We start from the raw sequence: 26,277 nt of genomic DNA, 5'->3' as shown, positions 1-26,277 counted from the left end.
AACATTTGTCTCATACGAAAAGAAAAGCAGCAAAATTATTAATGGCGGAAGTGACGTGTTCCTGTAAAAACCATCGCTAACCCCTGTGCATCAGCAGCGGCGATAACTTCTTCATCACGCATGGAGCCTCCTGGTTGAATAACTGCTGTTGCTCCTGCTTCAGCTGCTGCTAATAAACCATCTGCAAAAGGAAAAAATGCATCTGATGCAACAACAGATCCTTTTGTGAGAGTTTCTATTAAGCCTGCTCTTTGCGCACTTTCTGCTGCTTTACTTGCAGCAATTTTGGCTGAATCGATGCGGCTCATTTGTCCGGCTCCAATTCCAACTGTTGCGCTATTTTTCGCGTACACAATAGCATTTGATTTAACGTGCTTTGCTACACGAAAAGCAAATTGAAGATCACGCATTTCATCTTGAGTTGGTGCCCGCTTTGTCACTACTTGCAATTTAAGATCATCGACTACCACGTTATCACGTGATTGCACTAAAATACCTCCTGCAAGTGTTTTCGCAAGAAGTCCTCCACAGCGTGGATCAGGAACTCCACCTGTAATGAGCAAACGAAGATTTTTTTTCTTGGCAATAATTTCACGTGCCGCCATTGTGGCATCAGGAGCAATAATCACTTCTGTGAAAATTTTAACAATCTCTTCAGCACATTCCTCATCAAGGATTTGATTTAAAGCAACAATTCCACCAAATGCCGATACATTATCACACATAAAAGCTTTCAAATAAGCTTCTTTCAAATTTTCTCCTTCCGCAACACCACAAGGATTGGCATGTTTAATAAGAGCGACAGCAGCGGTTTTTTGCGGATCAAATTCTGCCACGAGTTCAAAGGCTGCATCTGTATCATTCAGATTGTTATAAGAAAGCGCTTTGCCTTGTAAAAGTTTTGCTGTTGCAATACCAAAACGTTTTTCATTATTGCGATAAAATGCTGCCTGTTGATGTGGATTTTCTCCATAGCGCATAACGTTTTCAAGATGACCAGAAAAACTCTGCCACGATGGAGTTTCAATTTCTAAATCCCGTGCAAACCATGATGCTATTGCCGTATCATAAGCAGCGGTGTGTGCATAAGCGCGCATTGCTAGCTGATGACGCATAGATAAGCTTAAACATCCATTATGCTGCTTTAATTCAGCTAGAATCGAATCATAATCTTTTATCGCTGTTACAACACCGGTATAAGCATAATTTTTTGCCGCGGCGCGAATCATCGCCGGTCCACCGATATCAATATTTTCAAGAATCGTTTGCCCATCAGCTCCCGAAAGGATCGTCTCTTCAAAAGGGTAAAGATTCACCACCAAAAGATCAATTCCATGAATGCTGTTCTTTTCCATAGCTTCCCTATGGTTAGGATCTTCTCTTACCCCTAACAAAGCACCATGAATCAAAGGATGGAGTGTTTTTACACGCCCATCCATTATTTCAGGAAATCCGGTAACTTCAGCAACATCTTTTACGGGTAAACCAGCCGCTATGAGGGTTTTGGCTGTTCCTCCTGTTGAAATTAATTCAACATTGTAAGTAGCATGAAGAGCTTGTGCAAAAGCAACCACACCCGTTTTATCAGACACAGAAAAGAGAACACGATGAACCCGATGAAGATCAGGTATGGGAAAATTTTTGGCAACAACACCCATAACAGAAGCCTTAAAAATGAAAGAGTTAAAATTCTAGTAAAACACGCTTATACGTTTATAGCATAAGCCTTTAGCAAAATACACTGAAAGGATAAACTGTCTTTTTAGAATATAGGATGATTCACCTTTTTCTATTATCCTGTAAAAACCTCTCATTTGAGGTGTGGTGATAGGTATAAAAGTCTCATTGAGACATTAAATATTTTTTTGTTGCTTATAACTCAATATCTCATCTTCATAGCAGTTGTGAAACAAAAAATGTATCCGTATGTTCTCTGCTATATTAGCTTTTATATTAGATGAAGGCGAAAGTATTGCGTATATCAATTGGAGTAATCTCTGAAATGGGAAACAATATAATGAAGCAAGAATATAAAATTATAATGAGTGCTCTTCTTTCCTATTATTTTAAAATTTGGCTTTATATTTTTTAAAAGCGTTTATGACAATGTTTTTTTAGAATGAATTTTTTTAAGAGTGGAGATAATGCATTGCCTTAAATTTTTGTGCATTACATTTTTAATGAATCAACCCTTATTTTATGATGTTTTTTTGAAGAGTGTCGCGTAAATCTTTTGTGGATGGTATAAAGTTCATTGTATGCCTATGATCTTTAATTTAACAAAGGCGCAAGTTGGTAGCTTTTATTCTCTTTATCAGTTTTCAAGATTCTAAAAATTTTTGTTACTTGAGATGGAAGAGGTATTTTTTTTAGTTTTTTTGCCGTAGCAGAAAAAGAAAAGCTCCTAACACACCAGCAGCTAAAATAAACCACGTGATTGCATAAACGAGGTGATTATTTCGAAAATGAATAATCGTAAGACCAACGACGGGAAGTTTTGCTTGTGGAGATGTTTTTCTGGCATCAATGAAATAAGGAGCAACAGTGGACAAACCAAGTTTTTGTGCCATAGCCGGGAGATCGCGCGTATACCATAAATTTTTGTCAGGATTATTTTTACGCGGGAAAAATCCATTTTTTTCACTCATGCGTAATAAACCTATAATCGTTGTTTGTTCTGTGTCCGTGGTAGAATTTTGCTGAGATGAGGCATTTGTATGCGATTGCTCTGAGTTTTGAAAATTGTTACGTTCATCCATGGGGATAAAGCCACGGTTGATAAAGATCAGTGTATTATCAGCAGTTTTTAAAGGAGTCAAAACCCAATAGCCTGTAGTATTTTGAGCGGCAGCAGTGACTAAAATATTTTTATCTGTTAAAAATTTTCCTGTGATAATAACAGGTTGATATTCATATTTTTCAAAAGTAACATCTGACCATTGATTTTTTGGAGGGGCTTTTATGGGGGGCAAATGAATGCGCTGATTGGTACTGGTGATAAGATTTGTTTTCCAGTTTAACCGTTGTACTTGCCATATACCTAATGCACTGAAGAGAAGAAAAAAACAAATACATAAAGTTCCAAATAAAAAAGAAGAAAAACGGCAAGAATTTCCCTGAAGCTTTGTCATGGGGGGCTCTTTTTTGCTCATGATTTGTGCTTCCTTTCGGGACAATAGGGTTTTATTCTAACATGGTATATATTAAAAAAAACATTTTGTACGCGTTTTGGTGGAATTTGCACGCCTTATTGAGGAAAAAGATGAAAAATGAGCCAACAAGAAATGAAAAAGGTTTTATAAAAGACTTGACCTTTTGTTGTCGACCCCCTATTAGAAAGAAACTTCCCAATGATGCCCGTTCAAGGTTGCATTGCGCGTGTTTTGCGTTCATTGTGTCCTTTGGGTATGGGGATTTGAAAGTTTCTTAGAGTTTAAGGGTGAAGTTTATGTCTCGTGCATGTGAATTGACAGGGAAGACGGTTCTGTATGGTAATAATGTTAGCCATGCGAATAATAAGACTCGGCGTCGTTTTTTACCAAATCTTTGCAATGTGACATTGATTTCAGAGGTGTTACAGCAAAGTTATCGCTTGCGTATTTCAGCAAGTGCATTGCGTTCTGTTGAGCACCGCGGTGGTCTTGATGGTTTTTTGATTAAAGCAGACGATAAAGAGTTGTCACAACGTGCGCGTTTGTTAAAACGCCAAATCGTTAAGAAAAAAGCTGAGCAAGAAGGTGAGCAGAAGGCTGAACAAGCAGCGTAATTTTCAGCGTTATTGTTTTTGGCTTTTTTCTTTTTGATCGCTCTGTTTTATTGGTTCCATATCCCAGGTTAAAAAAAATGTCTTCAAGCGGTCCTTTATTAGAACAGCAAAAGAAAAGGTATGTTGTTTTTTCTATTTTTGCAATGTGCCTTGCTGTCACGGCTTCTAATATTTTAGTTCAATATCCTGTCTATTGGTTTGATTTGAATGAGCTGTTGACTTATGGGGCTTTTACCTATCCATTTGCTTTTCTAATCAATGATTTGACCAATCGTTTTTATGGTCCATCTGCTGCGCGGCGTGTGGTTTATGCTGGTTTTTTTACGGGTGTCTTTGTTTCTTGGATATTGGCGACACCACGGCTTGCACTTGCTTCTAGTTTTGCATTTTTATTTGGGCAACTCCTTGATATTGTTGTTTTTACTCCTTTGCGACGTAAAACATGGTGGAAAGCACCTTTAGCAGCAGCGTTGGTTGGTTCAGCTTTGGATACAGTGCTGTTTTTTGCTCTTGCTTTTTCTAGCTCGTTTGCTGTTCTTGATAAGATAACAGGCTATGCTGATAGTTCACTAGTGGAGAGTACTGTTTTGGGAGGGATAGGCATGCCAGTTTGGTTATCGCTTGCTTTTGGTGATTTTTCGGTAAAAATTATTATGAGCCTGTTTATGTTGATTCCTTATGGAACAATTCTTAATATTGTAAAGCTTCCTCTTTATCAAAGTCCTTCAAAGGATGATTCTTCTTTTGTTTGTAACAAATAATGGTCTTTGTTCTTTTGTTTTGCTAAAGAAGAGGGGAGGGGAGTTATGTCCTCTAAGGGCAGAATTTAAGCGGATTTATAAGAGATATTTTGATTCTTTTCTCAAGTTGTATTTATCCATACATCATCTATGCTTACGATGTGTAAGGAAATGGTTTTGACTGATTCAGTATGGGATAAGAGCATCTTATCAGCATTAAAAACAGATAATAAAGCTTTTATAAAGGATCAAAAATGTTTTGTTAAGAGTTGTGATGTCTTACTTATGATTATTTGAGCTATAAGAAACTTGGTTCTTATAAAGGAAAAAACATTTCGATATACATTTGGGTAGTATATAAATAGAAAAATAAATACCAATGGTATCAAGTCTTTTTTGACAGTTTTAAAATTTGGTTATACTGATATTTATCATTATTTTAGTAACAAATGTTTGTGCAGATATGTTAATGAATTTACAATTTGTTATAATGCGATCTCTGTAGAATTTGGCAAACGCTTCGAGTGTTTATTTTAGGTAATTGTAGGTTAGAAATGCGATACTTGGAGCTGATAGTATGAATAAAATGATAAATCAAACAGATCATACAGAGGCTTTATTTGATAATTTTGTATTAACTTCCTTGAAAAAACAGAGAGAGACTAGGGAGTTGCCTATTGTAAAATCACCTCTTCGTTATCCGGGAGGGAAAAGTCGTGCTGTTCCTATGATTATTAATAACTATATAAGGAAACAGAAAACTTTATGTTCTCCTTTTGTAGGAGGCGGTTCAATTGAATTAACCTTAGCAAAAAGAGGAACAAGGGTTTATGCTTATGATGCTTTTAAGCCGCTTGTTATTTTTTGGCAGATGCTTTTGAAAGATGCTTCAGCTCTTGCAGAAAAAGTGAGAGAATATGAAGATATGACTCCTGTAATGTTTTATAATCTCCAAAAAACTTTTGGGAATATTAAAAATCAATTAGAGATTGCTGCCGTTTTTTTGTTCTTAATCGTTCTTCTTTTTCCGGAACGACACTTTCTGGTGGTATGTCTCCAGGACACCCCCGATTCAATTATCGTTCTATTGAACGGCTTAAAGATTTTAAGATTGAAAACTTCATAGTGGAACACAGAGATTTTACAGAAAGTATTCCTAAACACTCTAACGATTTTCTTTATTGTGATCCTCCGTACCTTATTAATCAAAAACTTTACGGTCACAAAGGCGATAAACATAATTCTTTTGATCATCAAGCTCTTGCTGAACTTTTGAGAAAGCGTCAAGGATGGGTTTTATCTTATAATGATTGTGTGGAAGTTAGAGAACTTTATAAAGGACATACAATACTTAATCCTGAATGGACTTACGGTATGGGAAACAATAAAAAATCAAATGAACTCGTAATTTTGAGTAAGGATCTTTAGGAAATTGCATGAATCAGGTAGAAAATGGAAAAGCCTTTGAATATGCTTTGGCTATGGGTTTTAAAAAAGCAACAAAGGCTTCTATAGAGTTTAATTCGTCTTTTCAAATAGCGGAGTCTTTTTATAATTTATTTAATGATACTGAAAAAAGGCTTTTAAATCTTGCTTCTATTGAAGCAGCCATTTTTTACAGTTACATGATAAAAATATTAGAAACACGAAAACTATTGTTCTTCAGGAAGATTTTGTTGGGATCAAAGGAGATGTCCGTGATATTATTTTAAAAGTTCCTGAAAATCCTATTGGTATTTCTGCAAAACATAATCATAGCGCTATCAAACATCCTCGCCTTTCCAGTAAAATAGATTTTGGTAAAGAATGGACAGGTTATTCTTGTAGCAGCGTTTATTTCAATGAAGTTAGTCCTATTTTTGATTATTTAGCAGAGCTTAGAGATAAGAAGATGTTCTTTAGAGATATAGAGGATAAAGACAGCAGAGTTTATCTTCCAATCCTAGAAGCTTTTTCTAAAGAACTTCAAAGGCTTTGTTTAGATTATCAAGATAAATTTGTGAAGCTATTGTTTCAGTATGTTATAGGTTCTTATGATTTTTATAAGATTATGATAGATACAAGATCTAAACAAAAACGGGTTATTATTCAGTCTTTTAATTTGAATGGCACTCTAGGATATGGTCGTAAATGGAAAATTCCAAGCAAAATTTTATCCGTTGCACTAAAACCAGAAAGTAAAAACAAACTCATTATAATTTTGAAGATGGTTGGAGCATTTCTTTTAGGATTCATAATGCATCCAGTAAAGTAGAAGCTTCCTTAAAGTTCGATATTCAATTTGTGGGATTATCTTCTCAGGTTGTTAGTCATCAAATTCCGATGGTTTAATGATAGAGATAATTTTTTAAAATGTAATCGTTGCTGATTCAAGGCAGGTTTATTTCTTATGAATATGAGTTCTTTTATCACTAAAAAGTATTTCTAATTGTTTTGTTATGGCGTCGGCGAGTTCTTCAGCATTCATAATTGTTACAGCACGTTGATAATAACGTGTGACGTCATGACCAATTCCAATGGCAATGAGTTCGATAGGGGAGTGTGTTTGGATTTCTTGAATCACTGCGCGTAAGTGTTTTTCTAAATAATTGCTGGAGTTGACCGATAGTGTCGAATCGTCAACAGGAGCACCATCAGAAATGACCATGAGGATGCGACGTTGTTCACGCCGTGATAAAAGGCGTTGATGAGCCCAAATCAAAGCTTCTCCGTCGATATTTTCTTTTAATAATCCTTCTTGCATCATCAAACCTAAATTGCGTTGTGCGCGACGCCATGGGGTATCAGCACTTTTATAGATGATATGGCATAAATCATTGAGGCGTCCAGGATTATGGAGTTTGTTTTGGGTAAGCCATTGTTCGCGCGATTTGCCCCCTTTCCAAGTTTTGGTGGTAAAACCTAAAATTTCAACTTTGACACCACAACGTTCAAGAGTTTGTGCCAAAATATCAGCACAACTTGCAGCAACGCTAATGGGGCGTCCACGCATTGAGCCAGAATTATCAATGAGGAGTGAAACAACTGTGTCCCGAAATTGGGTGTTGCTTTCCATTTTAAAAGAAAGGGGTTGCATGGGGTCAATAATTAGACGTGGAAGCCGTGTTGTATCAAGATATCCTTCTTCAAGGTCAAAGTTCCAGTTGCGATTTTGTTGCGCCATCAAGCGGCGCTGGAGACGGTTTGCTAAACGTCCAACGATGTTTTGCAGATGATTGATTTGCTTATCAAGATAACGGCGTAAGTGATCTAACTCGTTTTCAGAACAAAAATCTGTTGCTTCCAAAATTTCATCAAATTGACGGGTGAAGATTTTATAATTGCCAAGTCTTTGCATTTGTTCCGAATCAGAAAAAAGGTGTTTGGGTTTGCTCGGCTTTTCTTGCCAAGGTCCATTTTTTTGCTCGCCGTCAGCTTGATCATTGTTGTTTGATTGTGTCGCTTGTGTTTTTCCATCATCTTGCACATCACTTTCTTGTTCAGTGCTGGTTTGTTCTTCACTTTGAGCGTGTTTTTTGTTTTTACTCTCTTCTTCTCTTTGGTCTTGAGGTTCACACGCATTTTTTAATTTTTTATTGTTTTCACTGTTAGAAGCTTCAGCTTGTTGCACTGTCATTTTGAGTGTAACAAGCATTTGGCGAACAATCTGTGCAAAAGCTTGTTGGTTGTAAATATGATGTGGGAGTTCATTGAGTTCTGCTGCTGCTTTTTGTTCGAGTTCTTGACGCCACAATTCTAAGACAGGACCTGATTCTTTTGGAGCTGTGCGCTTTGTTATTTTTTCACGCAATAAAAGTGCAATCGCTTCTTGGATGGGGGCTTCACTTTGGTTTCTAATCTTATGATAATGGGCTCTTTTGTATTTATCGGCGAGCATGATATCAAGATTTTTTGCAAGTCCCTCCATGGCTAAAGTGCCAATTGCTTCAACACGTGTTTGTTCGAGGGCATCAAAGATAGCACGTGCTTCTGATTCTGGTGGAGAAAATTGCATGTGAATGCGGTTGTCATGCCATGCTTTGCGCAGAGCCATGGAATCACCTAGTCCGCGGGTAATGGTGATGTCTTTATTCGTTGCGTATTGAGGTAATTCTGGTAAACGCGCGCAACTTTCGCTTAAAGATGGTCGGTTATGACTAAAGGAAACTTCAAGGTTGTTTGTGCCTGCAATTGCACGCATACAGGTGGAAAGTGCTTTTTTAAAAGCTTCAGCATTAAGAGTGTTGTTGGAAGAGTCCTTTGCCAGATTTTTGTTGTCGCCAATATCGGTAGCCATGAGTGACAGATTCCTTAAGGCGAAACACCATGAATGAGTGATTCGGGAAGCTCTTGTCCAAAGGCGCGTTGATAAAATTCTGCAACAGTGGCACGTTCGAGTTCATCACATTTATTGAGAAAGGTTAATCGGAAGGCAAAGCCGACATCTTGAAAAATTGTTGTATTTTCTGCCCAAGTAATGACGGTACGTGGACTCATGACAGTTGAAAGATCTCCATTGATAAAAGATTGGCGTACCATATCAGCAACATGAACCATTTGTGAAATTGTCTTTTTTCCCTCAGCCGTTTGAAAAGATTTGACCTTTGAACAAATGATATTAACCTCTTTATCATGGGGTAAATAATTGAGTATCGTAACAATAGACCAGCGGTCCATTTGAGCTTGATTGATCTGTTGGGTACCATGATAGAGACCGGTTGTATCACCAAGACCAATGGTGTTTGCCGTTGCAAAAAGACGAAATGCTGGATGGGGAGAGATGACACGGCTTTGATCAAGTAAGCTTAGTTTTCCAGAGGTTTCAAGAACGCGTTGGATAACAAACATAACATCGGGACGCCCTGCATCATATTCGTCGAAAACAAGAGCAATATTATTTTGATAAGCCCATGGCAAAATGCCCTCTTTAAATTCAGTGATTTGTAAGCCATCTTTTAAAACGATAGCATCTTTTCCTACAAGATCGATACGACTTACATGACTATCAAGATTAATGCGAAGACAAGGCCAGTTAAGACGTGCAGCAACTTGTTCAATATGCGTTGATTTCCCTGTACCGTGATAGCCAGAAACCATTACACGGCGGTTAAAGGCAAAACCTGCGAGAATCGCTAAAGTTGTTTGCTGATCAAAAAGATAATCAGGATCGATATCAGGAACATGGGGACTTTTTGTGCTAAAAGCAGGGACTTTCAGATCTGTTTCAATATGAAATAGATCGCGAGCACAAAGTGTAATATCGGGCAAATTTTCAACGGTAAGATTTGTCATTATGTTTCTGAAAGGGAGAGGACGCTATTTATTCATTAGAAACGATACAAGAGTTAAAGTATTTATGCAATGCTCTATAATGAGAGCCTTAGATATTGAAGAAAGATTTTTTTACGTATTCTATAATGTTTTGCAAAAAAGTAACATTTTGCGCAAATAATGATGGTCTAAATGAAAATAGACTCATATAAGCGCATGTTTTCAGCACAAACCAGACTTTTTTAGCAAATTGTAAGCATGTAAAACATCACGAAAGCGCTCTTCTGAAGCACGATTACCACCATTGGAATCAGGATGGTGCTTTTTTACCAACTCTTTATATTTCATTTTGATGTCTTCTGCTGAAGCGTTTGCCTGTAGTCCCAGTGTATCAAAAGCTTTTGCTTCTAAGGGCTTTAATTTTCGTGAGAACTTATTGCTTGAATGCTGCCCAGTAAAAAGCGTGAAGGGATCGCGCATGCGATTTTGATAGGCAGCTGTGCCAGAGCGAATCTTTGCATAATTCGCGGCTGTTTTTTTCGATGTACCATTGCTCAGATCTGTAGGCCATGTCGGACGATGTCCTGTGAGAGCATCCTTTTGAAATTTTGCGATATCTTTATTGCTAAGACCAGAGAAGTAATTAAAATTTTTATTATAGGCGCGTACGTGTTCAATACAAAAATATAAATATTGTCCTTCGTGATTTCGACCTGCTGGTGCTTTATGGGACCCTGTTTTTTCACAACCTTCCCACTGACACTGTTGTGCTTCTGGCTCAGCTTTTTGTTTTTTATTTGAGCTTATGCGAATTGAATCGAATAATTTAGATGTTATTGTCATATTATTGGTTTATGCAAAATTGATTAATTTTACAAGAATTGACTTTTGAAAAATTTGTTTTCACACTTATTCTATTATGAAAAAGGTGTATTTTTGCACGTTCATTTTGTTTGAGGAATGAAAAATGTTTATAGAAACAATAATTCAGAGAAAGCTTCAGGATGCTTTTCATCCGCAAAAGCTTGAAGTGATTAACGAAAGTCATCTTCATGAGGGGCATCCTCATAATGAACATGCTTTTGATGGTAAAGGAGAAACACATTTTCGAGTGAAAATTTTATCTTCTTCTTTTTCTAATATGACACGCGTAGAAATACATCGAGCGATTTATAAAGTTTTACAAGAAGAGTTAGCTACTTGTGTTCATGCTTTGGCACTTGAGGTTGAAACACTCTAATTTTTTGATGAGACGTTTTTAGGAACGGGGATGGGCCTTTTGATAGATTTTTAACAAATGGTCTGTATCGACGTGGGTATAGATTTGTGTGGTGGAAAGACTAGCGTGCCCAAGAAGTTCTTGAATCGTGCGCAAATCTCCCCCCCGTGATAAAAGATGGGTGGCAAAAGAATGGCGCAGTGTATGAGGCGTTGCAGTTTCTGGTAAACCAAGGCTTGCTCGTAAGTTGCGTACAGTTTTCTGAATAATGGCGGGCTGTAGGGGACCGCCTCGTGCCCCGCGAAATATGGGTTGGTTATCCACTAAAGGATATGGGCAACATTTGAGATAATTTTGTACAGCTTCGTAAACAATTTTGATGAGAGGAACAAGGCGTGTTTTGCCGCCTTTTCCTGTTATAAATAAACTTGTTTTTTTAGGATCAGAAAATTGTTCTGGTGTGAGGCTTAAGGCTTCTGATATTCGCATTCCACAGCCATAGAGAAGCATGAGGACAGCCGCATTACGAGCGCTAATCCAAGGTTCATTTTCTAGCTGGTTTTCTTGTTTGACTATGTGAAGTGCTGATTTGATCGCTAAAGGTTTTGGGAGCGATCTTGGGTGTTTGGGGCTTCGGATAAGCTGAGCCGCCGGAACATTGACGATTCCTTCACGTGATAGGTACTTGAAAAAAGAACGGATGCCTGCTACTCCGCGGCTTAAAGAACGAGCACTTACATTGTTTGTACGCCGATAAGCAAGATAAGCACGCAAGTCACTGATGCGTAAATGAGCAAGATCTGTAAGGGTTGGTGTATGATTTAAGTGTTGACAGAGAAAAGACAAAAATTGCCGCGTATCACGTTCATAGGCTTGCACTGTTTGTGCTGACATACGACGTGTTTGGGTAAGACACTCTAACCAATTTTTCCTTGCGTTTAAAAGTGCATGGTCTGCTGGAATGAGAGGAATATTTTCATCTTTTCTCTTGTCGTTTTTGATGGGCATTATCTAGTTGAGAGTTTCTTTCTTTTTAGATTTTTCATCGTTAGAATGACCATTCTTGTTTTGGGGTTGCTCTTCACGATTGATAAGTTGCTTTTCACCTTTGAGAGAGAGTATTTTCACAAGATTGTGTGTTGACATCAAATGCGCAAAAATTAATCCTAAAAAGCCATTTTTATGAAGTTTGGCAAGTTGACTTGCTGATAATTTATTCAATTTTTCTTCATCAACAACCCAAAAATGTTCCAATTGCGCTGAGAGACCTTTATCGTTTTTCACATTGATGGATTTTTGGCTTAGAAGATCCATTTCTACAAGAACATCAATAAACTCAGAGGTTTTCTCCATAGCGATTTTAAAACTTTCAAGAAAGCGAATACGTTCTTCCATAAAAGGAGAAATAGAGCCATCGGAATTAAAAAGTTCTGTTCCTGCAACTTCATTAAACATACCGGACTGTTGATCAAAGCAGACAGAAAGTTCTTTTTCATTGCTAATTTGTGCCAAAACAAAAGGATAGCGACGGACAAAAGCAGGAACATAAGTATTGTTTTTCCAACTTTTATCAGAAGCGATATAGTCATTTTCGTCATTAGAAAGACCGACAAGAGCTGCGGATGTGTAGTGCCGTTTTTTTTGTTCATCTTCGGCGCACATAAATAAAATAGGATAGTCTAGTGCTGCTTGAAAATATTCAGTACTTGCTAAAGGAACCCAATGAGTATCCTTGGCAAAAGACATATCACTTGGAGGAGCAAATTTTAGATTTTTATGGGAAATTTTGTTGATTGGTGTGATATCTTTGTAAAATAGCATAATATTTGCCATAAGACTTTCTCCTTTATTAATTTGTTTTTGTTACCAAGAAAGGTCTTTTAGAAGATTGTCTCATATGGCAACAAGATTGAATAGAAAACTATAAGATTGAAGGGTTCATTTTTGAGAGATAATATTTTTGCATGAAGTATAATAAAGAAAAGCTTAAAAATAAAGTCTATCTTGCCATTATTGGTATGCCTCATGGTATAAAAGGAGATGTTTTTGTTAAAATTCTAAGTGCTGAGCCACAGCGTTTCAAGTTTTACAGCACTCTTTATGATGATATGGGGCGTTCTTATGAAATTGTAACTCTTCGCATACAAAAAAATAAGGCGATTGTACGTTTTAAAGGGGTAGAAAATCGTAATGCGGCTGAGTCTTTAAAAGGTATTCGCCTTTATGTGGCGCGCGATCAATTAATTGATGATTTGATGGAGGATGAGTTTTATCAAGTCGATTTAATAGGCTTGTGTGTCCAAGATTGTGGGGGAAAAATCTTAGGTGAAGTGTGTGGTTTTTTTAATTTCGGGGCTGGTGATTTGCTTGAAATACGTTTGAATACAGGTAAAAGAGTTCTTATTCCCTTTAGTAAGGCGGCGGTACCAGAAATTTGTATGGATTCTGGTTTTCTTGTTGTTGATTCCATGGCCGCTGGTTTAATTGATGGGGGAGACAATGATAAAAAGGAAATAGCTTGAATCTAAAAATAAAGATGAAGGTAAAAAACAACAGATGAATTTCGTCAATAACAAAGTGGAATGTGTGAAAATATTAAAAATGCTCTTTTGAGCAGATATTGTAAGCACTTTATCTCGAAATAGTCCTGAATTTTTAGAGTCTTTTTTAGTGCAAGTATTTAGAAGGATCGTATTGAATATGGCGCAGATCAAGGAGACTCAAATTAACGCTATAGCGTTAAAAGTCTTGTTTGTGCTATTTTTGCTATTAAGAGTCTGTTTAAGAAAATAAGGATAAGAAATAAAATGAAGTTTCAGGCGCGCGTTTTAACCCTTTATCCTGAAATGTTTCCTGGTTTTTTAGGGTATTCTTTAGCAGGGCAAGCTTTAGAGCGTGGAATTTGGTCACTGGAGACGGTACAGATTAGGGATTTTGCTTTAGACAAACACCATAGCGTTGATGATAAACCTGCTGGTGGGGGAGCTGGTATGGTAATGCGGGCGGATGTATTGGCGGCTGCTCTTGATTGCTGTCCACAGGATTCGCCAAGATTGTTGATGAGTCCACGTGGACGCCCTTTTGACCAAGCTTACGCGCATAGCTTGGCTCGTGATACGGGTGTAACGTTAGTTTGTGGACGTTTTGAAGGGGTTGATGAGCGAGTCATAGAAGCACGAGAATTAGAAGAAGTTTCTATTGGTGATTATATTCTTTCAGGGGGTGAAACAGCTGCATTGGTTATCTTAGATGCTATTATACGTCTTCTGCCTGGAGTGATGGGGAATGCAGCTTCTGCAAGGTGTGAAAGTTTTGAAAATGACTTGCTGGAACATCCGCAATATACCCGCCCTTCTCTTTTCGAAGGGCGGGGTATTCCGCCTGTATTGCTCTCAGGTCATCACAAAGCGATCGCAGATTGGCGTCAAAGCCAAGCCGAATTGTTAACACGTCAACGTCGCCCTGATCTTTATGCGCGTTATAATAAAAATCATCAGAAAACTTGATTCATATGATAAGGTGGTGTATTGCATGGCTCTCTTTTTAGAGAGTTTTTTATAAAAGGTTTTCTGTAGTTCCAAAATTAAAATGAAGGAATGGTGTATTCGCTCCTGTGTAAGACATAGCCTAAAGAGCTCCTTATTCTTAATAAAGGCTTTTTTGGTAAGAGTTGAGCGCTCTGACTGTTCGATAAAGAACATGAAGGATAAAAGAAATGAATATTATCGCACAGCTTGAAGCTGAACAATGTGCAAAAATTGAAGAAAAGCGCCAATTTCCAGCATTTCAGCCAGGAGATACAGTCCGTGTCATGGTGCGTGTGACGGAAGGTACGCGGACGCGTATTCAGGCTTATGAAGGTGTTTGTATTGCGCGTTCAGGCGGTGGGTTGAATGAGACCTTTACAGTACGCAAGATTTCTTATGGTGAAGGGGTGGAACGGGTATTTCCTGTTTATTCTCCTTTGATTGAAGGTGTTGAGCTGGTGCGCCGTGGTAAAGTGCGCCGTGCAAAACTCTATTATCTGCGTGGCTTGAGAGGTAAAGCTGCGCGTATCGCTGAAAAGAGAGATTATCGGAAAAAAGCTGAAAAGGTTGTTGAGAAAGTAGAAGCAGCATCTGTCAGCACAGATGTTGAAAAGCAAGTTTCTGAGTAAAGATTATATCGGCTAAACTTTATGCAAAAGCGGCTTTTATGCCGCTTATTTGTGTCTTTCTTGATTCGTTTTGCCTTTTAAAAGGCTTGGAGGGGACATAAAAATGTTTAATCTATCAATTTTTCCTCTTTTTATTCTTAATCATGGGTGCAATTTAAGAGACCATTGCATATATCGTGGATACTCAAAAGGATAAGTTTAATCTGAAAAAATGTCTGTTTATATTTGGAAAAGATTTTAGACCTTTGACGTGAAGATAAAAGTGTATTAGATTAAGGCGAGTTTTGCGGATCATATCCGGAGAGTAATCGGTTTTTTTATGCGTGACCTTTAATCCGTTATTTGAGACAACCGACCTGTAATATCGGTATCTTGAGATGCCAAACAAGTAAAAACGAGAGAGTATGTTTAGTCGTTTTGCGCGAACTTTCTCGTTCATTGCGGTTGCAAAAACCAGGTCAGGATATTTTATGATAGAGACAACTAGGATAAAAGAGCGCCCTCGTTCCCCTCATATAAGTATTTATCGTTGGACAATTACTATGGCCATGTCCATTGCACACCGCATTACGGGTATGGCACTTTATGTTGGAACGGTTTTTCTTGCTGTTTGGTTAATTGCTATTGCGTGTGGCGAGGAGACATTTAGAACAGTTTACGAAATTTATAGTTCTTGGTTTGGATTGTGTATTTTGTTTCTTTATACTTTGGCAGGGGTTCATCACATGGTTGGTGGTGTTCGCCACATTGTTTGGGATCTGAAGCCTTGCTTTTTGGCAAAAGAAAAGGCAACAGTCACTGCTTGGGCGACAGTTTTTATTTCTCTTATTGTTACTTTTGCGATTTGGATTATTGGATATACGGTTGTTTAGCTGGGGGTGAAAAGAGACATGAAAAAAGATTTTCGAACGGAACTTGGAAAAGTACGGGGGCGTGGCAGTGCTCATGAAGGAACAGAGCATTTTTGGCTAGAACGTTTGACGGGGTTTATCAATCTACCACTTTTGATATTTTTTATTGTTCTTATTCTTTCGCTTGTGGGCAAGGATTATAGTATTGTGCGTGCAAGACTTGCACATCCTATTGTTGCTATTTTGATGGGATTGATGACTTTTTCGGTCCTTTATCATATGAAACTTGGTATGCAGGTAGTGATTGAAGATTATATTCCACGTGAAGGTTTTCGGATATTCTTTTTGACGTTAAATATTTTATTTTGTTTTCTCATAGGTGGTATCATTATTTTTTCTCTTTTGAAAATTGCATTAGGGGGTTAAACAAGTATGGCGGGTACAGGATCATCTCTGGGTGCTAAAGCAGGTAACGCCCCTTATCGCACTGTGGATCATAAATTTGATGTTGTTGTTGTTGGGGCAGGTGGTGCAGGATTACGTGCGACACTGGGTATGGCAGAACAAGGATTAAAGACAGCTTGTATTACGAAGGTTTTTCCAACGCGCTCACATACGGTTGCAGCACAAGGGGGAATTGCTGCATCGCTTTCAAATATGGGACCTGACAATTGGCAGTGGCATTTATATGATACCGTGAAAGGTTCTGATTGGTTGGGCGATACCGATGCAATGGAATATTTGGTGCGTAATGCTCCTGCTGCTGTGTATGAATTAGAACATTATGGCGTTCCTTTTTCGCGAACGCAAGAAGGCAAAATTTATCAGCGTCCTTTTGGTGGACATACGACACAATTTGGTGAAGGTCCACCTGTTCAGCGTACTTGTGCAGCAGCTGACCGTACAGGCCATGCCATTTTGCATACGCTTTATGGACAAAGCTTAAAGCATAATGCGCAATTTTTTATTGAATATTTTGCACTCGATCTCATCATGACGGATGGGGTTTGTACGGGGGTTGTGGCATGGAATCTCGATGATGGTACAATACATCGTTTTTCTGCCAAAATGGTTGTTCTTGCAACCGGTGGTTATGGACGCGCTTATTTTTCTGCGACATCGGCGCATACCTGTACGGGTGATGGTGGTGGAATGATCGCACGCGCTGGATTGCCACTTCAGGATATGGAGTTTGTGCAATTCCATCCGACAGGGATTTACGGTTCTGGCTGCTTAATTACAGAAGGAGCTCGTGGTGAAGGAGGCTATTTAATCAATTCTGAAGGTGAACGCTTTATGGAGCGTTATGCACCTTCCTTTAAGGATTTGGCTTCACGTGACTTGGTTTCGCGTTGTATCACACTTGAAATTCGTGAAGGGCGTGGCGTTGGACCTAAGAAGGATCATATTCATTTGGTTCTCAATCATATTGATCCTGCAATCTTGCATGAGCGTTTACCAGGGATTTCAGAATCAGCACGGATTTTTGCAGGGGTGGATGTAACAAAAGAGCCTATCCCCATCTTGCCAACGGTTCATTATAATATGGGTGGGATTCCTACCAATTACTACGGGGAAGTTCTCAATCCAACGGCTGATTCGCCTGATCGTATTCAACCAGGGCTGATGGCGGTAGGAGAAGCAGGATGTGCTTCTGTTCATGGTGCTAATCGCTTGGGGTCAAATTCATTAATTGATCTTGTGGTGTTTGGTCGTGCTGCTGCCATTCGCGCGGGTGAAGTTATTGATCGGAATGCAGAAATTCCACCCATCAATGAAGAAGCTGTTGACGAAATTATAGCGCGTTTTGATCGTTTACGTTTTGCACAAGGGGCAATACCAACAGCTGTATTGCGTGAAAAAATGCAACGCACGATGCAAGAAGATGCAGCAGTCTTCCGTACAGAAGATTCTTTGAAACAGGGATGTCAACGGATGAATAAAATCTGGGGGGAATTGTCGGATCTCAAAGTCACAGATTGTTCTCTGATATGGAATTCTGATTTGGTTGAAACATTAGAGCTTGAAAATCTCATGGCGAATGCAATCATGACTGTTCATTCTGCCGAAGCACGTTCAGAAAGCCGTGGCGCTCACGCTCGTGAAGATTATCCAGAGCGTGATGATAAAAACTGGCGTAAACATACGATTTCACATTTGTCAAAAGAGGGTAAGGTGACATTATCATATCGACCTGTCCATGTGGACCCGTTAACATCTGAAGCTGATGGTGGGATCGATTTAAAGCGCATTGCACCTAAAAAACGGGTTTATTAAGGGGAGAATGAAATATGGTACAAATTAAGCTTCCCAAAAATTCTCAAGTAAAACCGGGAAAGGTTTGGCCTAAACCTGAAGGTGCTACAAAGCTGACGGAATTTCACGTGTATCGTTGGTCGCCTGATGATGAGGAAAATCCTCATTTAGATACTTATTATGTGGATCGTTCTGCTTGTGGTCCTATGATTCTTGATGGGCTTTTGTTTATTAAAAACCATATTGATCCAACTTTGACACTTCGTCGATCATGCCGTGAAGGCATCTGTGGTTCATGTGCGATGAATATTGATGGAACCAATACATTAGCTTGTACCAAAGGGATGGATGATGTAAAACATCCCATTAAGGTCTATCCGTTGCCTTCCATGCCGGTTGTTAAAGATTTGGTTCCTGATTTAAAGCGTTTTTATGCACAACACCGAGTCATTGAGCCTTGGTTGCAAACAGTTTCTCCTGAACCTGCAAAAGAATGGTTACAAAGTCACTCCGATCGCCAAAAAATCGATGGCCTTTATGAATGTATTTTGTGTGCGTGTTGTCAGACTTCATGTCCAAGTTATTGGTGGAACGGTGATCGTTATTTGGGGCCCGCTGTTTTGCTTCAAGCTTATCGCTGGATTGCGGATTCACGTGATGAGATGTGTGGTGAACGTCTTGATAATTTAGAAGATCCTTTCCGCCTTTATCGTTGCCATACGATTATGAATTGTGCGCAAACTTGTCCAAAGGGATTAAATCCAGCGAAAGCGATTGCTGAAATTAAAAAACTCATGGTTGAACGCCGCCTTTGAAAATTTACTGATTGATCAAAATAAAGCGCAAGGTGGGAAATTGTATCTCCTTTTAGCAATTAAATCTCTAAAAGAAGATCGGCTGCTTATGGGGGCGCAGTAGCTATCATCATTCTAAAAGTGAAGTAATCCCTAAAAATTTAAGCAATTCTTGCAATGGCTGAGCAGAAAACTCATAGTTGAATATTATCTTTGAAAATTAACCGATTAATGAACAGTAAAAAGAAAAATAGAAAATTGTGCGTGTTTTTTGTGCCTCTTTGAGGCTTAATCTCTAAAAATTTATTGGCTTCTATAAGGCGGTTAGTATAGTTATTATTGCCTTTAAAAAGGCATTAGTCTTTCGAGTAAACTATACTTTAAATAGCGTTCTATGTAAAAACAATAAAATCAATATGCCATGTGTTTTTATTTTTATTAAATTCGCATCATAATTTATACTTTGACGCAGATTCAATTGATCATTTTTTATAAAAAAGATCACTCTGTATAAATATAGCACAAAAAATAAATGATGATACAAATATTATAACGCATGTAAATTATTCATATGAAATACAAAGAAGTGATCATTATGACAGTTTGTCATTTTACGATACGTTTATTATAATATCGAAAACATTGCGAATATTCAGGATTAGGAATTTTTGATAACATCATTTATATATTTAAAGGTCATATTTTTTATTTTAAAGATTGGATTGTTAATAGCATTAAAAAACAAAATTTATAGTTCTTAAAAAATGGAGAACGTAAAATCCCTATCTATTGTAGAGATAGATCATACAGTTCAGGGGGAAGTAATTTAAAATTATTGTAACGTCATAGATTTAAATTCATTAAAGAGCAGATAAGACGTTTGAAAAATAGCAAATTTATAGGTTTCTCTAAAAATTTAGAAAACGATAGTAAGAATTCTAAGAACACATGTTGCGAATGTGGAATAAGCGGTGTTTGTAGGTTCGTTTGAGTTGAATAAATTCAATAATCAAAGAAAATATGTTGTATTTTGACGAGTTTCGGAGGTTTTGATTTTATATGTTTTTATCTATAAAAAAATAGAGATTTCTAGGTTTAGATCTTATTTATTATGTTAGGGTATTTCATTGTTCTTGTATGTATGCCTAAGAAAGTTGTTTAAGCAGTAAAAGTGTTTTTTATTTTTCAGCATAAAAGATATTTCTTAACATGAAAAAGAGGTGTCCAAGTATTAACGGTATAATCAGTCATTGTTTTGGTATTTATTCTGTTGTGCCATAAAACACTATCGTATTTAGGATGTGGTAATTAGAGTGGTTAGAAGGTGAAATCTGCTAGGCGAGGGGGCGGATTGTTTGCAGATTAGTTTGCGTGTTAAGAGGCTTCGTCCTTTGAGGTGTGATAGGTGGAGTCTGTTAGCCAATTACGTAAATGAGAGCGAAATCTACGTGGACAGGTTTTTAGTCTAATCTCTCTTATATACTGTGATAGGAAATTCACATTAATAAGGACTACGACCGGTTACAGAAAACAGAAATCATTGCGAAAAAACAAGCGTGCTTATTTTAAAATTTTTAATATTTGTGATCATAATGGCATGCGAAATCTCCTGTAGTATCACGCAAACCGTTCGTATTCTCGAGCCAAGAATTGTTCATATATCCTCTTCAATCTGATCTTCACGAATTGATGCAAGAGATGGGTACGAACACCTGTAAGAATAAGCAGATGCAAAGCCAGTTGTATCATTATTGTTGTTTTGCAGAGTGTTTGATAAAAATCTGGAACATTTCTCCAATTCATTGTCGGTTTATTAATGACTTTATGGCGTTGTTTTTCTAAAAGAGCTTTTGCTGTTGCAGCTTTCACTTATCAGATGGGAGTTAAGAGTATTATGTATCTCTGTTGGCGTAATCTTTGAAAGTCGCTATACAGCCTCCTAATTTGAGGAGAATATGAAGCTGTAAAGGTGCAAACCAGTTTCCATTTTTAGCATCATTTTTAAATTCTGCTTTACGACTTTTAAAAGCATCTAGAGTAATGTCTTTTAAATAATAGAGATTACGCATTGCTTCACGCTTTTGTTTCTCTCGTTCTTTAATAAGATCAAAACCTTTATGTAAAACAGAACGCCCCGAACCAAATACACTTTGCTTGTCAATTTACACGCTTGTTTTTAAGAAACCTTTCTTTAAGGTGCCTAAGCTTATTTCACTACAGAGCTCGTGGATGGTATAATGGTAAAGCCCCGATGAATAATATAAAATTTATAGAGCATCTCCATTTTTACACTTCATAAAAGAGCAAGTTGGACGCCATTAGACACTTTGCAAACTCCCAATATTGTGACAATTTTGGGCATTTTGGATGGTTTATAAAAGGCATTTTTAGTGCTTTTTGTACAGTTTCATTCTATACGGCTTTATTTACTTATAATGTGCAAGAGACATGGTTTTGGTTAATAAACAGCTTTGAAATGAGAGAATCCTACGGTATTAAGATCTTTTATCCAACACGCAAAATAATGAACACTCTTTATAAGACAATGTGATGCATCTTAAGAAGAGTGATTGTAGATCTGTGCTTTTAGGAATTTTTTCTTTTTGAGGTGCAGAGAAGAGAGCAGGAATATTCAGAGTAGAGCTTACCTTATGTAATCTATGGATATCGTCTTTAGGAGAGGGACATAAGCCACGTGATATGGTTAGCAAAGCTTGCTTAAGAGAAATTTGGTTGTTTACGAACAACTGGAGGTTAAGAATCTTTCTTCGTCCGAAGAAGACGTTGATATGCCACTATACTTTTTATTACCAAATAGAATGTGGTTTATGGATGCTAAATTGAAATGATAATTTATTTCGTATGAGGTTTTCCGTATTTGGAGATTGTTTGGTTAAAAAACATATTTATTAATCACTTGAAAATAGCGCTTAGAATTTTAAAACGATAAGTTTTGGTCTTGATGACGATAATTATTTATGATGATCGAAAGTACCTATTTTACGAAGCTTTCATTGATAGGCGAATCAAAATTTATTCTTTTCTTTTGTTTAAATATTTATTTTGCAGCTATTTTTTCTTTTTTGCATCAAAGATACTTTTTCAAAAGGTAAATGGAAAGAATGATCAAAGGCAAGAGAATAAAGAGAGCCTTATGTATAATTTGGTTTTCTCGTAGAGTTGTTGTCTATTAACTTTTTTTCTTCATGAAGAGTGTAGAAAATCCATTGGAGAAGCAAAGAGAATAGGAAAAGTTAAAAAAATAGCCGTAACAACTAGTTACGGCTATTTTTGTTTGCTTCATATTACCGAGAGAGGAAGCTCCCCTTAAGCGATTTTTGATTTAGCAAAAATCGGGTCGTAAAAGACTTCAGAGAGTTTTCTATCTTTAAAGAACAACACTACGTCAACTGTTGTATAGAGAACGATTTTTATCATTTCTAACTCGAGTTGCCGGCCAATTTCTGATCTTTTAATCAAGGTGGCACATCGCTCAAATGTTTGCAAAGCGCTGTTGGCATGCGTTGTTGTAATCGATCCGGGATGACCAGTGTTGAGCGAATTGAGATATTCCCATGCTTCATTGCCTCGCAATTCAGCGAGAAAAATTCTGTCAGGCGACTGACGCATACACGCATCTAGGCATTCTTCAGCTGAAACACGGCCTACATTGTTACCATAAATCATATGTACATGATTGGGATGATTGGGTAGAAAAAGCTCATGAACATCTTCAATTGTGATAATACGCTCCTCTACAGGGACCTTTTCAATTAAAGAGCGAGCAAATGTTGTTTTACCAGATCCTGTTTTGCCTGCGATAATAATGTTGCGTTTGTGAAGGACGCATTTTTCCAAAAATTCAAGAATTTTTCCCTCACGTTTACTTTGTAAGAGTTGAACTTCAAATGGTTCCAACCGTGTGAAGTCCTGCCTCGATAACAAGTTATTGGCTTCTTTTGCTGAAGGCTTATTAAAACTTACATCAGAAAAATCGTCAAAAGCCCCTTCTTCTTTGAGTTCTTCTAACGTCTTAACTATGAGAGAATGTTTACGAATTACAAAGGAAAGAGCACCATCAACAACAGCTGGTGTTTGTATAATTGTACCACGTTGCCCACCAGGCAAGAGCACATAATTAATACTTCTGGGAGCCATACCGTTATAAACGATAATAGCTGTAATAAGCGTTTGCAAAAAAGTGGTTGTTAACTCTGGTACGCTATGTACTTGCCAACCCTTAAAGCTTTTCGTCCATACTTCACAGGGGCGGCAAATCGATAATTCAGTGATCGTGGGATCTTCTAAAAAACAATCAAGCGGTTGCAGAAGCTGAAAAACTGCTTGATCTTTTTGTATCGGGTTAACGTGTGACGAGACTGTAGACATCGCTGAAATCCAGATCACGAGCAACAAAAATATTTACTCGTTCGCCTTGGTTTTTGTAAAGTGTTGGTGTGATATTGATGGAATTCTGAAGAACATCGATTGCTATAGATTCAGCATTCTGAGCTCCTTTATTTTGTGAGTTATCTTTATTTTCTTTGCTGCTTTTACCAACTTTTCCTCTTACCCATTCTCCTAAATCACCGATAATGCTTACCATAATTGCACTACCAAATCGTTCCCAAAAATGTCTGTCAACCCAGCCACCAATACCCGCTTCACCCAGAGGACCTGTGCCTGGTGAGTCAAGATTGACAACAACACCAGAAGGCGTTTCAATGCGTAACCATTGCACAAACACGCGCGTTTGTCCTTGTTGTATGCCACTTTGGTAAAAACCAACGACTTTAGAACCACGGTCAAGCAAAACAACACGTCCACTCGTGGAATAAATATCGCGTGTTAAATGACACGTCGTCATTCCGGGTTGTGATGTAATGATTTTTGTTTCTAACGTACAATCTATTTGCGTTCCTTGTGTAATCAAAAAGTCACGGTTACGAAGTTGCATCGCATGTGATTGACCTAAACGCACGGGCTGAAGGTTATCAAATAATACGCCATTACCTCTATCATTATTCGATGCTTTATTATTTGTATCTGTAGATCCTTCGCTACCACCGTTGTTAAGGCTAGAACTGAGCATACGTTTGCGTGCTAATTCTTCAGAATCTTGGAGCATATGTGGAGGAATGGCTGTTTGAAGAAGTTTACTCAAGGCCGGTGGAATATCCAAGTTTGAATCTTCTATTTGTGTTGATTTTTCTGCTTCTTCTACAATCTTTGGTTCTTCTATAATTCGAGGGACATAGTTTGGTATAATTTGCTGTACTATTCGTTGTGGTTTTTCTTCCTCAACTTCTACGGTATTACGCATTTTAAAAGCTTTCCAAGTCAAGGCAATCGGTATCGCTACTATGACAATAAGTCCTACCATTAACAATGCACGGGTACCTGGAATTGTTGGACGACGTTCAGAACCTAGTTCGGACCCTCCATAGGTACCTTCAATATGTTTTTGTTCGACGTTGTCCAGTTTTGTACCTTTTCCCTCTCCTTCCTTATTGTCAAACATCATTTTCCTCCTTTATTGATACGATAAACCACCGAAGATACTGTCCCTGTTGTGTTTGGTACGCCATTGGGGTCATAGGCTTCATTAAAAACAGCTAGAGCGCGTTTACCAAGCCGTATGAGCCATTTAGGATTGACCTTATGAACGGCGATAATATCATTAGAACTGCCGATAACGGTGCGTGGTATTAAGCTTTCATTGCCTTCAGCATCTACGACATAAATCGATGGCATATCCATGTTAGCGGGAAATTTGAAGTAAGTAATACGCCCATTGTCCCAAGCATTTATCGGAGCAATATCTTGGTGACCGCTCATGGTATAACTGAGATTATAGCCGTTGACGCTTTGGTGAAAACCACGTTCAATCGCAAGGCGTCGATTGTTTTCTTTTGACTTTTCATCGTTTGAATCGGGATAATGGAAAGCCAATTCATATGTTGATCCCGCACGGTCATTCCGAAATTGTAGTCGGAATTTATAACTCCGTTTGTCGGTTACAACGATGAGATTGGTATTGGCAAGTTCTGCTTTTGGTTTAATAAAAATATGCCGCCCTTTATGAGCAAAGGCATAGGCTTCAGAATCGCCAAAGGCATGAGTTATGTACTGTTCACCTTCTTCAAGAATAATATGTGTTGCCACACCAAGAACTGTTTCAATTTGAACCACATCGGCTTCGTTATATGTTATATAGCGAATGCGATGATCATATTGTGAATTTGATGGACTTTTGAGCGCCTGCACAGGTACCGTATAAAGAGAAGAAAACGAAGACAATAGAACAACGAACGCAAGTTTTTTCATAACAATCAATTCCTTAATCATTCAACAGTATTTCTGGGTCAGAACGGTAACTTGTTACTTGAAAACCAAGGGGGTTAAGCAATCGATCAGATGATTTCATGGGTGCACCAACATAGGTGTAACCAATTGTTGCAATTTGGTGCTGTTTTGGTCCAGTAGCAGCACCGTTGCTGTCAAGTTGCTGAGTCGTAAAACGTACAGTTGCTTGACCGAGTCCATTAGGCTGGATTGATCGTACTTTAACTGTGATACGTGCATTGTTGGAAAGCACTTTGTCCCGTGCATTTTCTCCATCATAGATTTTATAATATTCTTGTTGAACAGATGCCGCACTTAAAAGTGCTGTTGTGTCATAGTTCAGTTGAATAGTATCGTAGTCGTAAGTTTCGCGGTTAAGCACATATTGGTTTAGCCAATATCTATCTACAACTTCACCATAGCTTTCTTCGTGTTCACGCATGATTGAGATAACATCAACTGCACCCGTCGTATTATCAACGCGCAATACTAAGGGAGTTGGAGCTGGTTGAGAAAATCCAACAATTCCACATATCATACCGAATAAGCCAAAAAGACCCACAGTACTCGCAACACGCCATGCCGTTTTGCGCGACCTTATAAATTCATTGATAAGATCACGTTCTAAGCCACGGCTTTCTTCATAATAACTTCTAAGTTGTTCGGCTTTCACTGGTTTTGCTTGTTTTGTTTTCATCTGTCTCCTCGCTTGATTTCGGCAGGGATTGTTTTATTAATAGGCACACGATTTCTATCATTAGGCTGTTTTAGCTTTGGTGCTAATGCACAAGCCGATAAAAGGTTTGCAATCAAAATTATAAGAATGATATTTTTCATTTTAATATGACTCTTTTTACTGTTATATACATTCTGATATTTGTTGTCATTATTATAATTTTG

At 37.9% G+C, this 26,277-nt stretch carries 25 protein-coding genes and 2 pseudogenes; 13 read left to right on the top strand and 14 right to left on the bottom strand.

Annotated elements, in window-relative coordinates; all coding sequences use genetic code 11:
• Positions 1-38 precede the first annotated feature (38 nt).
• Complete coding sequence (gene purH / locus ACFIL2_RS04505) at positions 39-1,658, bottom strand: bifunctional phosphoribosylaminoimidazolecarboxamide formyltransferase/IMP cyclohydrolase (protein ID WP_375654855.1); 1,620 nt, start codon at positions 1,656-1,658, stop codon at positions 39-41.
• A 711-nt stretch (positions 1,659-2,369) separates the two neighbouring features.
• On the bottom strand, positions 2,370-3,152 hold the full coding sequence (locus ACFIL2_RS04500) for an SURF1 family protein (RefSeq protein ID WP_375618316.1): 783 nt from the start codon (positions 3,150-3,152) through the stop codon (positions 2,370-2,372).
• Between the two features lie 296 nt (positions 3,153-3,448).
• Between ACFIL2_RS04500 and rpmB the strand changes: the two genes are divergently transcribed.
• The 5 genes and pseudogenes from rpmB (at position 3,449) to ACFIL2_RS04475 (ending at position 6,837) form a co-directional block, all read left to right on the top strand.
• Entirely contained in the window at positions 3,449-3,766 is a 318-nt protein-coding gene (gene rpmB, locus ACFIL2_RS04495; RefSeq protein ID WP_375622115.1) for a 50S ribosomal protein L28, read from the top strand.
• 77 nt (positions 3,767-3,843) lie between these two features.
• The gene (locus tag ACFIL2_RS04490; RefSeq protein ID WP_375618314.1) at positions 3,844-4,527 is read left to right on the top strand and encodes a VUT family protein; all 684 of its coding nucleotides are present in this window, start codon (positions 3,844-3,846) and stop codon (positions 4,525-4,527) included.
• A gap of 556 nt (positions 4,528-5,083) precedes the next feature.
• Positions 5,084-5,934, top strand: a pseudogene (locus ACFIL2_RS04485) (DNA adenine methylase).
• Between the two features lie 8 nt (positions 5,935-5,942).
• Positions 5,943-6,218, top strand: a complete 276-nt coding sequence (locus tag ACFIL2_RS04480) for a hypothetical protein (RefSeq protein WP_375633585.1) — start codon at positions 5,943-5,945, stop codon at positions 6,216-6,218.
• A pseudogene (locus ACFIL2_RS04475) lies at positions 6,143-6,837 on the top strand (HaeIII family restriction endonuclease). Before ACFIL2_RS04480 ends, ACFIL2_RS04475 begins: the two are co-directional and overlap by 76 nt.
• 49 nt (positions 6,838-6,886) lie before the next feature.
• On the opposite strand, the gene cobT reads toward ACFIL2_RS04475, so the two are convergent.
• From cobT to ACFIL2_RS04460, 3 genes are all read right to left on the bottom strand, one after another.
• Positions 6,887-8,782 (bottom strand): cobaltochelatase subunit CobT, encoded by a 1,896-nt coding sequence (cobT, locus tag ACFIL2_RS04470; protein WP_375680493.1) that lies wholly within the window; start codon positions 8,780-8,782, stop codon positions 6,887-6,889.
• A 14-nt stretch (positions 8,783-8,796) separates the two neighbouring features.
• Positions 8,797-9,777 (bottom strand): cobaltochelatase subunit CobS, encoded by a 981-nt coding sequence (cobS, locus tag ACFIL2_RS04465; RefSeq protein ID WP_375634354.1) that lies wholly within the window; start codon positions 9,775-9,777, stop codon positions 8,797-8,799.
• Between the two features lie 201 nt (positions 9,778-9,978).
• Entirely contained in the window at positions 9,979-10,599 is a 621-nt protein-coding gene (locus ACFIL2_RS04460) for a J domain-containing protein (RefSeq protein WP_375606021.1), read from the bottom strand.
• 124 nt (positions 10,600-10,723) lie between these two features.
• On the opposite strand from ACFIL2_RS04460, the gene ACFIL2_RS04455 reads away from it, so the two are divergent.
• The gene (locus ACFIL2_RS04455) at positions 10,724-10,996 is read left to right on the top strand and encodes a BolA family protein (RefSeq protein ID WP_375612716.1); all 273 of its coding nucleotides are present in this window, start codon (positions 10,724-10,726) and stop codon (positions 10,994-10,996) included.
• 18 nt (positions 10,997-11,014) lie between these two features.
• Here the strand turns inward: ACFIL2_RS04455 and ACFIL2_RS04450 are convergent, their stop codons facing one another.
• Together ACFIL2_RS04450 and ACFIL2_RS04445 are read right to left on the bottom strand one after the other, a co-directional pair.
• Positions 11,015-11,983, bottom strand: a complete 969-nt coding sequence (locus tag ACFIL2_RS04450; RefSeq protein ID WP_375662045.1) for a tyrosine recombinase XerC — start codon at positions 11,981-11,983, stop codon at positions 11,015-11,017.
• Between the two features lie 3 nt (positions 11,984-11,986).
• Positions 11,987-12,808 (bottom strand): SapC family protein, encoded by an 822-nt coding sequence (locus ACFIL2_RS04445; protein ID WP_375634358.1) that lies wholly within the window; start codon positions 12,806-12,808, stop codon positions 11,987-11,989.
• A gap of 131 nt (positions 12,809-12,939) precedes the next feature.
• On the opposite strand from ACFIL2_RS04445, the gene rimM reads away from it, so the two are divergent.
• From rimM to ACFIL2_RS04410, 7 genes are all read left to right on the top strand, one after another.
• Positions 12,940-13,497 carry a ribosome maturation factor RimM gene (gene rimM, locus ACFIL2_RS04440; protein ID WP_375639818.1) on the top strand — a complete coding sequence of 186 codons (558 nt, stop codon included), beginning with the start codon at positions 12,940-12,942 and terminating at the stop codon, positions 13,495-13,497.
• A gap of 285 nt (positions 13,498-13,782) precedes the next feature.
• The gene (trmD, locus tag ACFIL2_RS04435; RefSeq protein WP_375612244.1) at positions 13,783-14,481 is read left to right on the top strand and encodes a tRNA (guanosine(37)-N1)-methyltransferase TrmD; all 699 of its coding nucleotides are present in this window, start codon (positions 13,783-13,785) and stop codon (positions 14,479-14,481) included.
• Positions 14,482-14,690: 209 nt separating this feature from the next.
• Positions 14,691-15,131, top strand: a complete 441-nt coding sequence (rplS, locus tag ACFIL2_RS04430) for a 50S ribosomal protein L19 (protein WP_375639817.1) — start codon at positions 14,691-14,693, stop codon at positions 15,129-15,131.
• A 470-nt stretch (positions 15,132-15,601) separates the two neighbouring features.
• A complete protein-coding gene (gene sdhC, locus ACFIL2_RS04425) occupies positions 15,602-16,003 on the top strand; it encodes a succinate dehydrogenase, cytochrome b556 subunit (protein ID WP_375639816.1) in 402 nt (133 codons plus the stop codon).
• Positions 16,004-16,021: 18 nt separating this feature from the next.
• Entirely contained in the window at positions 16,022-16,408 is a 387-nt protein-coding gene (gene sdhD, locus ACFIL2_RS04420) for a succinate dehydrogenase, hydrophobic membrane anchor protein (protein WP_375612246.1), read from the top strand.
• A 6-nt stretch (positions 16,409-16,414) separates the two neighbouring features.
• Positions 16,415-18,259: a succinate dehydrogenase flavoprotein subunit gene (gene sdhA / locus ACFIL2_RS04415; RefSeq protein ID WP_375636535.1), complete on the top strand. Its 1,845-nt coding sequence runs from the start codon at positions 16,415-16,417 to the stop codon at positions 18,257-18,259.
• 14 nt (positions 18,260-18,273) lie between these two features.
• Positions 18,274-19,053 (top strand): succinate dehydrogenase iron-sulfur subunit, encoded by a 780-nt coding sequence (locus ACFIL2_RS04410; RefSeq protein ID WP_005774220.1) that lies wholly within the window; start codon positions 18,274-18,276, stop codon positions 19,051-19,053.
• Between the two features lie 1,596 nt (positions 19,054-20,649).
• Here the strand turns inward: ACFIL2_RS04410 and ACFIL2_RS04405 are convergent.
• From ACFIL2_RS04405 to ACFIL2_RS04375, 7 genes are all read right to left on the bottom strand, one after another.
• On the bottom strand, positions 20,650-20,901 hold the full coding sequence (locus ACFIL2_RS04405) for a hypothetical protein (protein ID WP_375680492.1): 252 nt from the start codon (positions 20,899-20,901) through the stop codon (positions 20,650-20,652).
• 23 nt (positions 20,902-20,924) lie between these two features.
• Positions 20,925-21,101 (bottom strand): hypothetical protein, encoded by a 177-nt coding sequence (locus ACFIL2_RS04400; protein WP_375618303.1) that lies wholly within the window; start codon positions 21,099-21,101, stop codon positions 20,925-20,927.
• Between the two features lie 1,258 nt (positions 21,102-22,359).
• A complete protein-coding gene (virB11, locus tag ACFIL2_RS04395) occupies positions 22,360-23,421 on the bottom strand; it encodes a P-type DNA transfer ATPase VirB11 (protein ID WP_375634367.1) in 1,062 nt (353 codons plus the stop codon).
• Positions 23,396-24,553 carry a type IV secretion system protein VirB10 gene (gene virB10, locus ACFIL2_RS04390; RefSeq protein ID WP_375680500.1) on the bottom strand — a complete coding sequence of 386 codons (1,158 nt, stop codon included), beginning with the start codon at positions 24,551-24,553 and terminating at the stop codon, positions 23,396-23,398. Before virB10 ends, virB11 begins: the two co-directional genes overlap by 26 nt.
• Positions 24,553-25,359, bottom strand: coding sequence for a P-type conjugative transfer protein VirB9 (gene virB9, locus ACFIL2_RS04385; protein WP_375676957.1), 807 nt, complete (start codon positions 25,357-25,359; stop codon positions 24,553-24,555). Before virB9 ends, virB10 begins: the two co-directional genes overlap by 1 nt.
• 13 nt (positions 25,360-25,372) lie before the next feature.
• Positions 25,373-26,074, bottom strand: a complete 702-nt coding sequence (locus tag ACFIL2_RS04380; RefSeq protein WP_375680491.1) for a virB8 family protein — start codon at positions 26,072-26,074, stop codon at positions 25,373-25,375.
• Positions 26,071-26,214, bottom strand: a complete 144-nt coding sequence (locus tag ACFIL2_RS04375) for a TrwH protein (protein ID WP_208436711.1) — start codon at positions 26,212-26,214, stop codon at positions 26,071-26,073. The genes ACFIL2_RS04380 and ACFIL2_RS04375 overlap by 4 nt, the downstream gene beginning before the upstream one ends.
• Positions 26,215-26,277: the final 63 nt, after the last annotated feature.

Origin of the sequence: Bartonella sp. AP30XZML, from assembly GCF_042195945.1 — a bacterium.
Taxonomy (GTDB): Bacteria; Pseudomonadota; Alphaproteobacteria; order Rhizobiales; family Rhizobiaceae; genus Bartonella.
The sequence above is the reverse complement of the archived record's forward strand: the minus strand, read 5'-3'. Positions and strand labels throughout refer to the sequence as shown.

Excerpts from the sequence above, each read along its gene's own strand:
- virB10 (WP_375680500.1), bottom strand. The coding sequence starts at position 24,553 with ATGTTTGACAATAAGGAAGGAGAGGGAAAAGGTACAAAACTGGACAAC.
- rplS (WP_375639817.1), top strand. The coding sequence starts at position 14,691 with ATGAATATTATCGCACAGCTTGAAGCTGAACAATGTGCAAAAATTGAA.
- ACFIL2_RS04410 (WP_005774220.1), top strand. The coding sequence starts at position 18,274 with ATGGTACAAATTAAGCTTCCCAAAAATTCTCAAGTAAAACCGGGAAAG.
- ACFIL2_RS04500 (WP_375618316.1), bottom strand. The coding sequence starts at position 3,152 with ATGAGCAAAAAAGAGCCCCCCATGACAAAGCTTCAGGGAAATTCTTGC.
- virB9 (WP_375676957.1), bottom strand. The coding sequence starts at position 25,359 with ATGAAAAAACTTGCGTTCGTTGTTCTATTGTCTTCGTTTTCTTCTCTT.
- ACFIL2_RS04375 (WP_208436711.1), bottom strand. The coding sequence starts at position 26,214 with ATGAAAAATATCATTCTTATAATTTTGATTGCAAACCTTTTATCGGCT.
- sdhA (WP_375636535.1), top strand. The coding sequence starts at position 16,415 with ATGGCGGGTACAGGATCATCTCTGGGTGCTAAAGCAGGTAACGCCCCT.
- ACFIL2_RS04480 (WP_375633585.1), top strand. The coding sequence starts at position 5,943 with ATGAATCAGGTAGAAAATGGAAAAGCCTTTGAATATGCTTTGGCTATG.
- cobS (WP_375634354.1), bottom strand. The coding sequence starts at position 9,777 with ATGACAAATCTTACCGTTGAAAATTTGCCCGATATTACACTTTGTGCT.
- ACFIL2_RS04455 (WP_375612716.1), top strand. The coding sequence starts at position 10,724 with ATGTTTATAGAAACAATAATTCAGAGAAAGCTTCAGGATGCTTTTCAT.
- trmD (WP_375612244.1), top strand. The coding sequence starts at position 13,783 with ATGAAGTTTCAGGCGCGCGTTTTAACCCTTTATCCTGAAATGTTTCCT.
- rimM (WP_375639818.1), top strand. The coding sequence starts at position 12,940 with ATGAAGTATAATAAAGAAAAGCTTAAAAATAAAGTCTATCTTGCCATT.
- sdhD (WP_375612246.1), top strand. The coding sequence starts at position 16,022 with ATGAAAAAAGATTTTCGAACGGAACTTGGAAAAGTACGGGGGCGTGGC.
- ACFIL2_RS04490 (WP_375618314.1), top strand. The coding sequence starts at position 3,844 with ATGTCTTCAAGCGGTCCTTTATTAGAACAGCAAAAGAAAAGGTATGTT.
- purH (WP_375654855.1), bottom strand. The coding sequence starts at position 1,658 with ATGGGTGTTGTTGCCAAAAATTTTCCCATACCTGATCTTCATCGGGTT.
- rpmB (WP_375622115.1), top strand. The coding sequence starts at position 3,449 with ATGTCTCGTGCATGTGAATTGACAGGGAAGACGGTTCTGTATGGTAAT.
- ACFIL2_RS04460 (WP_375606021.1), bottom strand. The coding sequence starts at position 10,599 with ATGACAATAACATCTAAATTATTCGATTCAATTCGCATAAGCTCAAAT.
- cobT (WP_375680493.1), bottom strand. The coding sequence starts at position 8,782 with ATGGCTACCGATATTGGCGACAACAAAAATCTGGCAAAGGACTCTTCC.
- ACFIL2_RS04450 (WP_375662045.1), bottom strand. The coding sequence starts at position 11,983 with ATGCCCATCAAAAACGACAAGAGAAAAGATGAAAATATTCCTCTCATT.
- ACFIL2_RS04400 (WP_375618303.1), bottom strand. The coding sequence starts at position 21,101 with ATGCGTAATCTCTATTATTTAAAAGACATTACTCTAGATGCTTTTAAA.
- virB11 (WP_375634367.1), bottom strand. The coding sequence starts at position 23,421 with ATGTCTACAGTCTCGTCACACGTTAACCCGATACAAAAAGATCAAGCA.
- ACFIL2_RS04445 (WP_375634358.1), bottom strand. The coding sequence starts at position 12,808 with ATGGCAAATATTATGCTATTTTACAAAGATATCACACCAATCAACAAA.
- ACFIL2_RS04380 (WP_375680491.1), bottom strand. The coding sequence starts at position 26,074 with ATGAAAACAAAACAAGCAAAACCAGTGAAAGCCGAACAACTTAGAAGT.
- sdhC (WP_375639816.1), top strand. The coding sequence starts at position 15,602 with ATGATAGAGACAACTAGGATAAAAGAGCGCCCTCGTTCCCCTCATATA.